18 protein-coding genes are annotated in these 13,896 nt (G+C 44.3%); 5 read left to right on the top strand and 13 right to left on the bottom strand.

All coding sequences use genetic code 11. From position 1 onward, the window contains the following. Position 1 precedes the first annotated feature (1 nt). From HMPREF9389_RS05235 to HMPREF9389_RS05275, 10 genes are all read right to left on the bottom strand, one after another. Positions 2-433, bottom strand: coding sequence for an arginine repressor (locus HMPREF9389_RS05235; protein WP_002915680.1), 432 nt, complete (start codon positions 431-433; stop codon positions 2-4). Beyond that, positions 426-1,241: a TlyA family RNA methyltransferase gene (locus HMPREF9389_RS05240; protein WP_002929715.1), complete on the bottom strand. Its 816-nt coding sequence runs from the start codon at positions 1,239-1,241 to the stop codon at positions 426-428. The genes HMPREF9389_RS05235 and HMPREF9389_RS05240 overlap by 8 nt, the downstream gene beginning before the upstream one ends. Beyond that, a complete protein-coding gene (locus HMPREF9389_RS05245; protein WP_002929714.1) occupies positions 1,234-2,109 on the bottom strand; it encodes a polyprenyl synthetase family protein in 876 nt (291 codons plus the stop codon). Before HMPREF9389_RS05245 ends, HMPREF9389_RS05240 begins: the two co-directional genes overlap by 8 nt. Beyond that, positions 2,106-2,318 carry an exodeoxyribonuclease VII small subunit gene (locus tag HMPREF9389_RS05250; RefSeq protein ID WP_002896137.1) on the bottom strand — a complete coding sequence of 71 codons (213 nt, stop codon included), beginning with the start codon at positions 2,316-2,318 and terminating at the stop codon, positions 2,106-2,108. Before HMPREF9389_RS05250 ends, HMPREF9389_RS05245 begins: the two co-directional genes overlap by 4 nt. Further along, positions 2,296-3,636: an exodeoxyribonuclease VII large subunit gene (gene xseA, locus HMPREF9389_RS05255; RefSeq protein ID WP_002929713.1), complete on the bottom strand. Its 1,341-nt coding sequence runs from the start codon at positions 3,634-3,636 to the stop codon at positions 2,296-2,298. Before xseA ends, HMPREF9389_RS05250 begins: the two co-directional genes overlap by 23 nt. Beyond that, a complete protein-coding gene (locus HMPREF9389_RS12380; protein WP_002929711.1) occupies positions 3,581-3,784 on the bottom strand; it encodes a hypothetical protein in 204 nt (67 codons plus the stop codon). Before HMPREF9389_RS12380 ends, xseA begins: the two co-directional genes overlap by 56 nt. An 8-nt stretch (positions 3,785-3,792) precedes the next feature. Further along, positions 3,793-4,635 (bottom strand): NAD(P)H-hydrate dehydratase, encoded by an 843-nt coding sequence (locus HMPREF9389_RS05260; protein ID WP_002929710.1) that lies wholly within the window; start codon positions 4,633-4,635, stop codon positions 3,793-3,795. 107 nt (positions 4,636-4,742) lie between these two features. Next, positions 4,743-5,516 (bottom strand): HAD hydrolase family protein, encoded by a 774-nt coding sequence (locus HMPREF9389_RS05265; protein WP_002929709.1) that lies wholly within the window; start codon positions 5,514-5,516, stop codon positions 4,743-4,745. After that, positions 5,513-6,367, bottom strand: coding sequence for a bifunctional methylenetetrahydrofolate dehydrogenase/methenyltetrahydrofolate cyclohydrolase (locus HMPREF9389_RS05270; protein ID WP_002929708.1), 855 nt, complete (start codon positions 6,365-6,367; stop codon positions 5,513-5,515). The genes HMPREF9389_RS05265 and HMPREF9389_RS05270 overlap by 4 nt, the downstream gene beginning before the upstream one ends. Before the next feature lie 189 nt (positions 6,368-6,556). Next, a complete protein-coding gene (locus HMPREF9389_RS05275; RefSeq protein WP_002896146.1) occupies positions 6,557-6,787 on the bottom strand; it encodes a DUF1797 family protein in 231 nt (76 codons plus the stop codon). Positions 6,788-7,036: 249 nt separating this feature from the next. On the opposite strand from HMPREF9389_RS05275, the gene HMPREF9389_RS05280 reads away from it, so the two are divergent. After that, positions 7,037-9,307, top strand: a complete 2,271-nt coding sequence (locus HMPREF9389_RS05280; protein ID WP_002929707.1) for an ATP-dependent Clp protease ATP-binding subunit — start codon at positions 7,037-7,039, stop codon at positions 9,305-9,307. A 48-nt stretch (positions 9,308-9,355) separates the two neighbouring features. On the opposite strand, the gene HMPREF9389_RS05285 is transcribed toward HMPREF9389_RS05280, so the two are convergent. Further along, the gene (locus HMPREF9389_RS05285) at positions 9,356-9,970 is read right to left on the bottom strand and encodes a GyrI-like domain-containing protein (RefSeq protein ID WP_002929706.1); all 615 of its coding nucleotides are present in this window, start codon (positions 9,968-9,970) and stop codon (positions 9,356-9,358) included. A 59-nt stretch (positions 9,971-10,029) separates the two neighbouring features. After that, entirely contained in the window at positions 10,030-10,929 is a 900-nt protein-coding gene (locus HMPREF9389_RS05290; protein ID WP_002929705.1) for a helix-turn-helix transcriptional regulator, read from the bottom strand. A 224-nt stretch (positions 10,930-11,153) separates the two neighbouring features. On the opposite strand from HMPREF9389_RS05290, the gene HMPREF9389_RS05295 reads away from it, so the two are divergent. After that, a complete protein-coding gene (locus HMPREF9389_RS05295; RefSeq protein WP_002929704.1) occupies positions 11,154-11,603 on the top strand; it encodes an NUDIX hydrolase in 450 nt (149 codons plus the stop codon). Positions 11,604-11,670: 67 nt separating this feature from the next. Continuing rightward, positions 11,671-11,973 carry a DUF1827 family protein gene (locus tag HMPREF9389_RS05300; protein WP_002919443.1) on the top strand — a complete coding sequence of 101 codons (303 nt, stop codon included), beginning with the start codon at positions 11,671-11,673 and terminating at the stop codon, positions 11,971-11,973. Between the two features lie 25 nt (positions 11,974-11,998). Here HMPREF9389_RS05300 and HMPREF9389_RS05305 read toward each other — a convergent pair whose 3' ends face one another. Continuing rightward, positions 11,999-12,433, bottom strand: coding sequence for a GNAT family N-acetyltransferase (locus HMPREF9389_RS05305; RefSeq protein ID WP_002929703.1), 435 nt, complete (start codon positions 12,431-12,433; stop codon positions 11,999-12,001). A gap of 22 nt (positions 12,434-12,455) precedes the next feature. On the opposite strand from HMPREF9389_RS05305, the gene HMPREF9389_RS05310 reads away from it, so the two are divergent. Further along, a complete protein-coding gene (locus HMPREF9389_RS05310; protein ID WP_002929702.1) occupies positions 12,456-12,911 on the top strand; it encodes a MarR family winged helix-turn-helix transcriptional regulator in 456 nt (151 codons plus the stop codon). Between the two features lie 216 nt (positions 12,912-13,127). Continuing rightward, positions 13,128-13,896: ISL3 family transposase (locus HMPREF9389_RS05315; protein WP_002929701.1), on the top strand; the 769-nt coding region annotated here is incomplete at its 3' end.

Genomic DNA, 13,896 nt, shown 5'->3' with positions numbered 1-13,896 from the left:
CCTACCAATGGTGAATGATGGTTGCAATCCTTGCAGCTGCTTCCTCTGTCATCATAACCATCAAAATACTGTCGTTGTCTGCCAAGATACTGAAAATATCCTCAGCAAATTCATTTCTAAGATGACGCTTGACCAGTGCTGTGCTCCCCGGTACCAGACTGAGATTGATCATATTTCCCAAAACCTGACAGGACAGGATATTATTTTCAGCCAAGCCCAGACTGCTGGTCATGGTCTTAGGTAGCTCGTAGATATAGGTGTTGTCCTTGAGTGGTATCTTGACAATCCCCAGCTCCTTGATATCCCTAGAGACCGTGGCCTGGGTCGCTGTAATCCCAGATTCCCTGAGATGTTCTACAATTTCCTCCTGTGTGCCAATGTCATAGTCACTGACAAAGCGTCTAATCTTTTCTAATCTATCCTTCTTATTCATCCTTAAATTCCTTGTGTGCTGCCTCTACGACAGCTGTCATCAGTGCTGAATCAAGAGCCTGCGGTTCTGTACTCTTTTCTAAATAGGCCAGAAATTCTACATTGCCCTGACCGCCCTGAATAGGCGAAAAATCCAGTCCCCTGACAGAAAAGCCAGCCTCCATCATAAATGCTGTGACCTTTTCCAGAACTGCTAAATGGACCTTTTTATCCTTGACAATCCCTTTTTTTCCAATCTGCTCGCGGCCCGCTTCAAACTGAGGCTTGATCAAGGCGACCACTTGGCCATCCCGAGCCAAAATCTCATGCAGAGCTGGCAAAATCAAACTCAGCGATATAAAGCTGACATCAATACTGGCAAAGCTAGGCTCCTGTTCAAAGTCAGTCCTTTGGGCATATCGAAAATTAAACTGCTCCATGCTGACGACCCGCTCATCCTGTCTGAGCTTCCATGCCAGCTGATTGGTCCCCACATCCACTGCATAGACCAGCTTAGCTCCGTGCTGCAGCATGACATCTGTAAAACCGCCGGTCGAAGCTCCGATATCTAAGGTCACTCGATCAGTGACCGAAATACCAAAGACTTGCAAAGCCTTTTCTAGCTTGAGCCCGCCTCGGCTGACATATCTGAGTTTCTCACCTTTTAAGCGTAGCTCTGTGGCTGTGTCAATCTTTTCACCTGGCTTGTCAAAGCGCTGGCCATTAGCCGCAGCAATAACCAGCCCAGCCATTACACCACGCTTAGCCTGCTCTCTGGTCTCAAAGAGCCCTTGTCTGTAGGCCAGCACATCTACTCTTTCCTTAGCCATTCAATCTCAAACTTTCTATTATCTTTTGAATTACTCCGCCTGAAAACTTTGTCTTCTCTTCCAAGTCTGTCAGAATGTCCACAGCTTCATCAAGGGTCTGATTGAAAAAGTTCTTAGCTCCATCTAGACCCAGAAAAGCTGGATAAGTCGACTTGGCCGCAGCTAAATCTTTCTGCGGGGTTTTACCCAGCTCTTCAAAACTAGCTGTCACATCCAAAATATCATCCCGCACTTGAAAGGCCAAGCCTAAAAGCTCTCCAATCCTACGAAGCTTGTCTTGAACAGACTGCTGAGCCTGAACAATCAAACCAGCTGCGACAAAAGGATAGGTCAGTAGCTTACCAGTCTTATTGGCATGGATGTTTTTTAAATCTTCTAAACTAATTGCTTGGCCTTCACCTTGCATGTCCAGAACTTGTCCTGCGACCATACCAAAGCTCCCTGCTGCCAGAGACAATTCAGAAATCAAGTCCACCTTGACCTGACTGGGCAGCTCGGCCCTTGCCAATAGTCCATAGGGGTCCAAAAAGAGAGAATCACCCGCTAAAATAGCCATATCCTCTCCAAACTTCTTATGGCTAGTCAAGCGACCGCGACGATAGTCGTCATCATCCATAGCCGGTAAATCATCATGGATAAGGCTGCCAGTGTGAATCATCTCAAGAGCCGCCGCGACCTGATAGTGGGCCTCAGTCAGCTCTAGGCCAAAAGCTTGAATCAACTCCAATAGCAGTAAGGGACGAATTCGCTTGCCTCCAGCCTGCACCGAGTACAAAATAACTTCTGATAAATCCGGCGACACTTGCTGAGACTTATAAAAATCCTCAATCGTCAGACCGATTTTTTCCAGTTTCTCGTTTCTTGTCATTCCATTTCCGTTTCTGTGCCGTCTGCCTGCATGACCTTAACTAAGGTCTTTTCAGCCTTGTCCAGACTAGCCTGGAGTTCCTTTGAAAGCTTCATCCCCTTTTGAAATTCCGCAATCGCCTCTTCCAAGGCTACATCACCATTTTCAAGCTTTTGGACAATGACTTCCAAGTCTGCTAAGTTTTCTTCAAATTTCTTTTCTTTGGACATGTTTTACCTCTACTTCCAGCTGCCCATCCCGCATAAGCAGGGTCAGCTCATCTTTTTCTTCAATGCCTGCACTTGACTCGACAACCTTTTGATTCTTTTGGACAATAGCATAGCCACGCGCCACGATTCGACTGGTATCCAGCATAAGCAAGGCCTCGGATAATCTCCTGACTTGAGCCACCTTGTTATCATAAATGACCGCCATGTTGCTGCGCAGCAAACGCTCCAGCTGAGCAGTCTGCTCCTGAAGACGCTGAACGCGACTGAGCGGATTCAATGCTTCCAAACGGTGCTGCAAGATTTTGACCCGCTGTTGCTCTTCACTATAATATTCGCGAATTTTTTGCTTGAGTCGCAGGTTGAGCTGGTCTAACTTCTGCAGATGGCCATCGTAAAGCCGCTCTGGCTGTCGGAAGATAACCGACTGGGTTAGCTTATTCAATCTCTCTCGATAATAGCTCAGGCGATTGGAAATCGCTCGTGACATGCGGTTTTCCTGCTGCTGCAAATGTCCCAGAAGATCCAGCTTGGTGACTGGTGTTGCTAACTCAGCCGCAGCCGTAGGAGTCGCAGCCCTGCGATCTGCCACAAAGTCCGCCAAAGTCGTATCTGTCTCATGGCCGACACTAGAGATAACAGGAATCCGAGACTCAAAAATAGCCCGAACTGTTTCCTCCTCGTTGAAAGCCCAGAGATCTTCAATAGAACCGCCGCCTCGACCAATAATCAGTACATCCAAATCCGACCGCTCATTGGCCAGTCTGATGTGGTCAGCAACCTGAGCTGCAGCCCCATCTCCCTGCACTTTTGTCGGATAAAGGACAATCTCCACTCCCGGAAAGCGACGGCTGACCGTCGTGATAATATCCCGAATGACCGCTCCGCTGGGACTGGTTACAACACCAATTTTCTTAGGAAACTGGGGCAAGGCTTGCTTGAATTTATCTTGAAAAAGCCCCTCTTCTCCCAGTTTTTTCTTGAGCTGTTCAAACTGGATAGCCAAAGCTCCGATACCATCCGGCTCCGCTTTTTCAATGATAATAGAATAGGAACCGCTCGGCTCATAGAGCTGCACCCGGCCAATCACATTGATTTTCATGCCTTCTTCCAGCTCAAAGCCCAACTTCTGGTAGACACCAGACCAAATCGTAACCTGAATGACAGCCTTCTCATCCTTCAATGAAAAATACTGATGATTGGGACGCCGTCGGAAATTGGACACCTGACCAGTCAGATAGACCCGCTCCAAATAAGGATCCCGCTCAAACTTCATCTTCAGATACTTGGTCAAGGTCGAAACCGACAAATACTCTGGCATGTCCTTTTCCTTTCTTTTCTAGTTTTTCCGTAACTTTTATTATAACAAAAAACTGCATAAAAAACCGATTACAAAGTCTAAAAATACCCTGAAAAGCAAGAAAAAAACTGGGCTTCCATAAAAGAAACCCAGCTGACTTAAAACCCAAGAAAAAGTCTACTGACTCATCTCATTCATCCACCTTGGAATGGCTCTACTGATTGCCGTTGGCAGGACGACATAAGCTTCATGACTCAAATCATCTGCGACAAGGGAGTGAAGAAGGGTTGCAGCCGCCACTCGCTCAAAGAGGCTGCTTGACTTGAACTGACCCGCAAAAGCAGCAATCATACCAGCCAACGTATCTCCCATGCCGCCAGTTGCCTGATAAGGTCCGCCTACTGTCAGCTCAAAAACCTGCTTTTGCCCACTTTGAAAGATGGTCGTCCCATGCTTTTTCTGCACGACAATACTGCCCAGAGGCAGCTGATTGACCCCCGCCTGATTGGCTGCAGCTGTCTGATCTGATAAGCTCAAACCCGATAAGCCTTCCCACTCCTTCTGGTGAGGGGTAAAAACTGTTTGGGCTTTTGGAAATGGCAAAGCTGCCTTGCTAAAGAGTGAAATGGCGCCGCCATCCATGATAAGTATCTGTTGTTCTGCCACAGTCTGGACTACCTTTTGTAGGATATCTAGACCTAGTTGATTCTCCGCCAAGCCAGGACCAATCAAGACTAGATCTGATTTGATCAGCTGCTCTGTCAATCGGTCTTGCTCCTCTAAGTCAAAGGCCATGGCCTCCGGTAGATGACTGTGCAGAGGGGCGATATTTTCTCTATCTGTAGCAACAGTCACCAGACCCGCTCCGCTATTGACCGCAGCCAAAGCAGCCATGATAATGGCGCCCCCATAAGGATAAGTCCCTCCAATTAGTAAAAGACGACCGTAATCGCCCTTGTGACTATCCAAGGGACGTTCCCTAATGACTCTTTTTAAAATATTTTCAGCATTTTTTACCATGATATTCTCCTAGACCAACTTCATCCTGCACTTGTCTCAATATGACCAAACCTATCTTTATTATACACCAAAAGGCACCTAAACAGGTGCCTCGTATCGCAAGAAAGTTATTCTCTTCGGAAATCTGCAAATTTTTGTAAGATTCTTGCTGCGACTGCCTTGGGTAAATTTTCCTGAAAGGCGACCTGCTCATCCGCATAATCCCTCAATCCTGAGAAATCCCCAACCTGCACAGCGTAGAGAGAATTCTTAAAGAGCTGGATATCATTTTGATCATTACCAAAAGCCACATAATCCGAACCGCAGAGTTCCTTTACAGTTGAAGCTTTATTGGTTTCAGCCGGATTGATATAAAAACATTTCTCATGTTCATGATAGTCTAGACTTAGATTAGGCAAGTTTCCAAAACGAGCCTGTAAATCGTCTAAGAGTTGCTCATGATTCCCCATGTAAATAACAACCTTAATAGGATGCTGGAGGTCAGTCAGTTCCAACCGTCTTGCCCGCCTGAGAGGATCTACACTGGCAATAAAAGGGATTTTTTCTAAAATCTGGCCGCTGTAGTCAAAAGTATTATCAACGAAAAAAGGTAAATTATAGGTCAAACAAGTATCTAGAATGGCTTGATAACTCGACTGAGGCAGCTGACGCTCAAACATCAGCTGTCCCTTCTGATAAGCTACTCCGCCGTTCAGGCCAATCACTATCTGCTGGCTCAATTCCGGACCTAATAGTCCTAGACAATCTCGATAGGAGCGCGCTGAAGCAAACAGAACTTCATGGCCAAACTGAGGAGCCGTCAGCAGAACCTGCTTAATCTCCTCATCAATCGTCATATAATCAAAGGACAAGGTCCCATCTAAATCAAAAACAAATTTCATGATTCAAGACTCCGTTTAAAGGCTTGGTAGGTCTGCTCCATCAGCATGGTAATGGTCATAGGCCCAACACCTCCAGGTACAGGGGTAATCAGACTGGCAATTTCAGACACTTCATCAAACTTAACATCGCCAATCAGCTTGCCATTTTCATCTCGGTTCATACCGACATCAATGACAACAGCTCCTTCCTTGACAAAGTCCTTGGTCACAAAATGTCCACGTCCGATAGCCACCACCAAAATATCTGCCCGCTTAGCAGTCTTGGCTAGATTGTGGGTCCGCGAATGCGTCAGAGTCACTGTTGCATTCTTAGCTAAAAGCAGCTGAGCCATGGGCTTACCAACAATATTACTCCGCCCGATGACGACCGCTCGCTTGCCTTCCAGTTCAACGCCATATTCATGGAACATTGCCATAATGCCCGCAGGAGTAGCCGGAATCATAACAGGATGACCGCTCCATAGCTTGCCCATATTAAGCGGATGAAAGCCATCAACATCCTTGTCTGGATCAATGGCCAGCAGCACAGCTTCATCATCAATATGCTCAGGCAAAGGTAGTTGGACTAAAATGCCATGCCAGTCAGGATTCTGATTATAAGTTTCAATCAAGCTCAAGAGCTCTTCTTGGCTGGTTTCTTCTGGCAGACGTTCTACCTTACTCCGAAAGCCAGCAGCCAAGGCTGAGCGCTCTTTATTCCGCACGTAGATTTGACTGGCTGGATTATTTCCCACCACAATCACTACCAAGCCCGGTACCTGACCTGTCTTTTCTTTGAGGCGAGCCGTTTTTTCGGCTAATTTTTTCTGAAGCTTCTCTGCCAAACCTCTACCATCAATAATCTGCGCCATGTCATTCTCATTTCTTTTTCATTATCTTTTTCATTATACCAAAAAAATCTGTGCCCAGCCTATAACTTTTTCTTATACAAGGTTATAAAGCGAGGTTTCATTGGCACCTAGTAGTAAAATTTTCAGACCTACCAAATCTTTTTCAAAATAAGATAAAAAGGGTAAAAATAAAAAGCAGCTAAGTGCTTTTTAGTAGAGTAATTCATAGATTTCCATCGCAATCAAATCGATGCTGTCGAAAGTATAGGTCTCACGCGCTGCAACGTCACGCAAGGTGAAGACAGAGCCGTTTTCTTCGTCGTAACTGTAAGCTACTTCTGCTACAACCACTCCTTCACGCTCAAAATTACGTTTTAAATTTCCGCCATCCTTAGCCATAGCTTCTAAGCGGTTGATAATTCTAACTAAATGTGATTCCATTTTGTTTCTCCTATTTACTTAGTTCCCTCTTATTTTACCATAAATAGCGACTGAAATACCACTAAAAGCCCATTTTTTGTAATTTTTCAAGAATTTGTTTTCATTCTGCTCGGTCTAAGGGAGGATTTTGTAGTAAATTCTTGCAAAGTTCGAGAATACTGATATAATGAAACTATAAAACTTTGACTATTTTTGACCTTTAATTATTTCTATAAATAGCTTGCACACTAAAAGAAAAGAGGTATCTGCATGCTTTGTCAAAATTGTAAAATCAATGAATCCACAATTCACCTTTATACCAACGTAAATGGCCATAAACAGCAGGTGGATTTGTGCCAAAACTGCTACCAAATCATGAAAACAGACCCTGAACATTCCTTGTTCGGTGGAATTGCCAATGCCAACAATCATGGTACGGATCCGATTGATGACTTCTTCAACAGCCTCAGCAATTTCCAACAGCCTCAGGAACCAACTACTCCTCCTACCCAATCTGGCGGAGCCTATGGAGGCGGTGGCGGCTACGGCTCCAATCCTAGCAAGGGTGGTCAGCCTCAGCCAAGTCCGCAAAAGCCAAAAGGCCTGCTAGAAGAGTTTGGTATCAACGTGACTGAGTTGGCTCGCCGAGGCGAGATTGATCCTGTTATTGGCCGTGATGAAGAAATCGTCCGTGTCATTGAAATCCTCAACCGCCGCACCAAAAACAATCCTGTTCTCATAGGAGAGCCAGGAGTCGGAAAAACAGCCGTGGTGGAAGGCCTGGCCCAGAAGATTGTTGATGGTGATGTGCCTCATAAACTCCAAGGTAAAGAAGTTATCCGCCTAGACGTTGTCAGCTTAGTACAGGGAACTGGTATCCGTGGCCAATTTGAGGAGAGAATGCAGAAGCTCATTGATGAGATTCGTTCTCGTCAGGATGTCATTCTCTTTATTGATGAAATCCATGAAATTGTCGGAGCAGGCTCTGCTGGCGATGGCAATATGGACGCTGGGAACATTCTCAAACCAGCTCTGGCTCGCGGAGAACTCCAATTAGTCGGAGCAACCACTCTCAATGAATACCGTATCATTGAGAAGGATGCTGCACTGGAGCGCCGTATGCAACCCGTTAAGGTAGACGAGCCGACGGTAGAGGAAACGATTACCATCCTCAAAGGGATTCAGAAAAAATACGAAGACTACCATCACGTCAAGTACACAGATGCGGCCATTGAAGCGGCTGCGCTTCTCTCCAACCGCTACATCCAAGATCGCTTCCTGCCGGACAAGGCTATTGACCTCTTGGATGAAGCTGGATCTAAGATGAATCTGACCCTCAACTTCGTTGATCCCAAGGTCATTGACCAACGTCTGATTGAGGCCGAAAATCTCAAGGCTCAGGCGACTCGTGACGAAGACTTCGAGAAGGCAGCTTACTTCCGTGACCAGATTGCCAAGTACAAGGAACTCCAACAGACAAATGTGCTAGACAAGGACACTCCGATTATCAGCGAGAAAACGATTGAGCACATCGTAGAGCAAAAGACCAATATCCCAGTTGGCGACCTCAAAGAAAAAGAACAGTCTCAACTAGTCAATCTTGCCAGCGACCTAAAGGCTCATGTCATCGGCCAAGACGATGCTGTGGATAAGATTGCCAAGGCCATCCGTCGCAACCGAGTCGGACTAGGAAGTCCTAATCGCCCAATCGGTAGCTTCCTCTTTGTCGGACCAACTGGCGTCGGTAAGACTGAGCTTTCTAAGCAACTAGCCATTGAGCTCTTTGGCTCAGCTGACAGCATGATTCGCTTTGATATGAGTGAATATATGGAAAAACACAGCGTGGCCAAGCTGGTCGGTGCCCCTCCGGGCTATGTCGGCTATGATGAAGCTGGTCAATTGACTGAGAGCGTTCGCCGTAATCCATACTCACTCATTCTACTGGATGAGGTGGAAAAGGCCCATCCCGATGTTATGCACATGTTCCTGCAGGTTCTAGATGATGGCCGCCTGACTGATGGCCAAGGACGGACTGTCAGCTTCAAGGACACCATTATCATCATGACATCCAATGCCGGAACTGGCAAAGCTGAAGCCAGCGTTGGCTTTGGGGCAGCACGTGAAGGCCGCACCAACTCCGTCTTGGGTGAATTGGGCAACTTCTTCAGTCCTGAGTTTATGAACCGCTTTGATGGCATTATCGAATTCCAGGCGCTCAGCAAGGACAACCTGCTGCAAATCGTCAACCTTATGCTGGAGGATGTAAACCAACGTTTGGCAACCAACGATATTCATCTGGATGTTACAGAGAAGGTCAAAGAAAAATTGGTTGATCTGGGCTACGATCCAAAAATGGGCGCTCGCCCACTGCGCCGTACCATTCAGGACCATATCGAAGATGCTATTACTGACTTTTATCTGGAAAATCCAAGCGAAAAAGAGCTCAAAGCTATCATGACCAGCAATGGCAAGATTCTTATCAAGTCAGCAAAGAAAACTGAAAGCACAGAGTCCGTTCATTCATCTCAAGAAGAAAAATGAATTTCGACAAAATAGAGCAGAAAACAGTTAGTTTTCTGCTCTATTTCTTTATTTATCCTTCTGAACCTTGTAGCGCAGAATTGTTTTCAGCTTGCTAGGTTCTGTCCGATTCAGATTATTGAGATAGATTTCCCTATGAGTATTTGAAATCCGTGTCAGCTGGTGACTCTGGCAAAAGGCATCCATTTTAGCGAAGGAGTAAGGTTCTTCGTCAAAAGGTCCTAGGTGCAGCATGGCAACACACACTCCTTCCGTCATTTCTTCAAAGCGAATCTCATCATAGAGAGGATTAGGCTTTTTGACACGGACTTGTTCCAGAGCCTTTTTCACCATCTCTTCAGTGATAAAGTCCGGCTGGCCAATCATAATGGTATAAATCAATTCTTCTTTAATGAGTTCTCCTGCTTGCTCTTGCTGCCAAAGTCCTTCCAAGGGATAAACTGTAAAATCAGTAAATTCTTGCTCGGCCGCTGTCTTTTTGTAATTCATCTTGATAGCATATGCTAAGCTGTACAGAGCACCAACTCGTTCCGAAAAGTCAGCAGCATTAGGATCGCCCTTGCCGTCAATCATGATAAAAGACTGGGCAGGAACATCTATGAGACAGGGGTCAGACTTGATTTGATATATTTCTCGATTGGCTTTTCTCCATTCATATTTCATGAGAGAGCCCTCCTTTCTTTACTACAAACAGTATAGCAAAGAAAAGCTGACAACCTCTGTCAGCTTTTATAAATATCGGTAATAGCTTTTAACTTTTCTTTGAATTCTTCTCGTAACCGAGGCGGCTCTATGATTTCAACTCCATCCAAAAAGGATAGCAAGTAGGCATAAAGACTATCGTGGCTCGGTAAATGCGTTTGGACATAAAGGCTCCCATCACTCTCCTCTATCTCTGCTTCTGAAAACTCCTCGTACACTCGAAAGGCATGCTTCCAGTCAAATTTCAAAATGACTTTTACAGTATCTCCTAGCCGCTCTTCAGGACTAAATGTCTCATCCAAGACTCTCTGCTTAAATATTTCCTCTAACATCTGACAGTCTCTCATTCTGTTGAGTTTAAAAAAGCGCGGGGCTTGTCTTAAACGACAAAAACCAGCAACATACCAGTTTTGGCTTTTAAATACTAACTTCAGTGCCTCTATCTTGCGCTGCTCTCTTTCTCCATGCCCATTCAAGTAAGAAAATGACAAGACTCTTCTTTGCAAGATCGCTTGCTTAATGGTATCAAACAGTTCTTTCTGATCTGCTTTCTTGCGCCAATCAGTGAAATCCACCTCTAGCCAGGATGTTGCCTGAACTTGAAACAAAGACTGCAACTTAGACAGGGTCTCTACTTGCTCGCCATCTGTTAAAATCTGCAAGCCTTGAAGAGCAGCTAATAGCTCATCCCTCTCAGACTCTGAAAATAAGGCCTTGTCTAAGACAAAATCCTTCATCAGAAAAATACCCCCGCCCTTGCCTGGGCTGCAATAGACGGGTATTCCTGCCAAACTCAGCTTGTCTACATCTCGATAGATGGTCCGAATAGATACTTCAAATAGTGAGGCCAATTCGGGAGCTGTTGTACGGCCTTGCTCTAAAAGAAGATATAAGATTCTAAAAAGTCTGCTTTCTGTCATAAAACTACCTCGCTACTATTATAACAATTCTAGCTAGGAATGTTTGACTATTCCCATAAAGAAAAAATTTTTAAACAGTCGAAGGACATAATTTATTATTTGAAGGGGATTTCTTTCAAGGACTATCATTCTTTTTCTGTCCAATAAACCGAGTAAATTCTTGACAGCTGGTCCTTAGTCCATTATGATAGATAGTAAACTGACTAGAGATTGAGGATATTAGAATGACAAATCCAACCTTTGGTGAAAAGGAAGCAAATGTAGAATATGTGACCCGCTACGGAGTCTATGCTGTCATCCCAGATGAAAAGAAAGAAAAGATTATTTTGGTCCAGGCGCCTAATGGGGCTTGGTTTCTGCCCGGTGGAGAGATTGAAGAGGGGGAAAACCATCAGACTGCCCTTGAACGCGAGCTGATGGAAGAACTTGGATTCACAGCCCAGCTTGGCCGCTATCTTGGACAAGCTGATGAATATTTTTACTCCCGACATCGCGACACCTATTTTTACAACCCAGCCTACCTCTATGAGGTCACCTCTTTCCAAGAAGTCCAAAAACCGCTGGAAGATTTCAATCAGCTTGCTTGGTTCCCAGTCGAAGAAGCTATCGAAACACTCAAACGCGGCAGCCATAAATGGGGTATCCAAGCCTGGAAAAATGCACTTAAAGCTTAAAGAAATCATTCACAATTTATAGCAAACATGTTATAATAATAGCAGGTATAAAGCAGGAGGAAATCGTATGAAGCTTATTAATACAACAAACAGTCATGCTGACCTTGTCAAAAGCCAATTGGAAAGCACCGATGCGATATTAGTCGAAGTTTATTCTGCTGGAAACAGCGATGTTGTTTTTACACAAGCTCCTCTTCACTATGAAATTTTGATTTCAAACATGCACCGTGCTGTACGCGAACAGGAAATCGAAAAAATTAGAGAATTTTTCTTGAAGAGAAAAATCGATGCAAACGCTATTGATAAAGCTGCTATCCGAACGATTTACGCTAATAATCTAATCGAAATTTCCATTCCTGTTAAACAGTAAAAACTAAGGCCTGGCCTTAGTTTTTTTATTGTTTATAGATCATGGTAATGTGAGGCGTAGATTCAAAAATAAAGGGTTGACCAACCGCCTTGAAGCCATACTTTTCATAGAGAGCAGCCACCTGCTTCTGAGCCTCTATTTCAATTTCCTTTCCTGGCCATTTTTCAGCACATAATTGTAAGATCTCTCTGATAAGCTTTCCTCCTAAGCCCTGTCCTCGTACAGACCTAGCTGTGACTACTCGACCAAAGACTAAATGCTCTCCCTCTTCAAAGACCCGAGCATAAGCATCGATTTCCCCTTTTTCATTAGCATGGTAAACGTGCACTGCTTCTAGGTCCTTCTCATCCAATTCATGATAAATGCGCTCCTGCTCCACCACAAAGGTGTCAATGCGCAATTTTAAGATTTGATAAAATTCTATCGGGTTCAACTCTGTTAATTTTTTCCTAGACCACATACTTGTTTCCTCTATCTTTTTAATGTATAATAAGTGCAAATGCAACTATCAAGGAGTTCCTATGGATTACCGTCAACTTTTCCGGCAAATGGGCTATATTTCTAGACAAGCTATGATGAAAATGAATCAGAAAGCCAGTAACTACGGCCTAGACAATAATTTGTTTCTACTGCTCATTCGCATCGTCGAAAATGAAGGTCTCAGCCAATCACAACTGGCAGAGATGGTGCAAATTGACAAGACTACCCTCAGCCGCTCTTTACGAAAGCTGGAAGATAGGGGCTTGATTATTAAAAAGACCAAAGCTCAAAATAAGAAGTTCAAAGAGCTCTATCCTAGCAATCAGGCTCTCAAACTCTACGACCAGCTAATTGGCTTTGAAAATACTTACGCCAGTCAGGCTCTGCAGCAACTGACTTCCTCTGAGCTCTTTCAGCTCCAAAATATTCTAACCAAAATAGACACTCCTAAGGTATAACTAGTATAACAAAAAACAGTTGCAAATGCAACCGTTTATTTTTTCTAATCTAGCTCCAAACCAAAACATCCTCAAATCTATCTAAAAAATGGCGGCTCTATAATTTCTGTAGTGGGTAAAACCACTATAGGAATGATGGAGCCTCTTTTGTCGTAGAAAAAAAGTCCCATAAGACCTATACTGAAAAGCGATCAAACCATCATTAGAAAGACTCTTATGGAACAGTTCAATTTTATCACAAACTTACTCGGAATTAAAGACAAGAACATCACCATCCTGGATGTTCTAGATGCTGGAACTCATAAAGAAATCATCGCTAAGCTGGATTATCCTGCTCCTAAATGCCCACACTGCCAAGGACAAATGACTAAATATGACTTCCAGAAAGAATCGAAAATACCTTACCTAGAGTGTACGGGATACAAAACGCTGATTCGCTTAAAGAAACGCCGTTTCCGATGTAAAGTCTGTAGGAAAGTAGCTGTCGCAGAGACTTCCTTAGTCAAGAAGAATCACCAAATCGCGACCATCGTCAACCAGAAAATCGCTCAAAAACTAATCGAGAAAGTCCCTATGACGGCCATCGCTGAAAGCTTGGCTGTCTCCACATCCACAGTCATTCGTAAGTTGAAAGAATTCAAATTCAAGACAGATTTATCTTTCCTTCCAACTCACATGTCTTGGGATGAATACAGCTTTAAGAAAGGCAAGATGAGCTTTATTGCACAGGATTTTGATTCCAGAAAGATTATAGCTATCTTAGATGGGCGGACTCAAGCAACGATTCGCAATCACTTCCTGCGCTATTCCAGACAGGTCCGAAATAGCGTGAAAATCATTACAATGGACATGTTTAGCCCCTACTACGACATCGCTAAAAAACTATTTCCTTCTGCGAAAATTGTCCTCGACCGCTTTCACATTGTACAACATCTCGGCCGGGCTATGAACCGTCTTCGCATCCAAATCATGAATCAGTTGGATA

The sequence above is a fragment of the Streptococcus sanguinis SK355 genome (genome assembly GCF_000212855.1).
GTDB lineage: Bacteria > Bacillota > Bacilli > Lactobacillales > Streptococcaceae > Streptococcus > Streptococcus sanguinis_A.
Note: the sequence above shows the minus strand (reverse complement) of the source record. Positions and strands in the feature narration are given on the sequence as shown.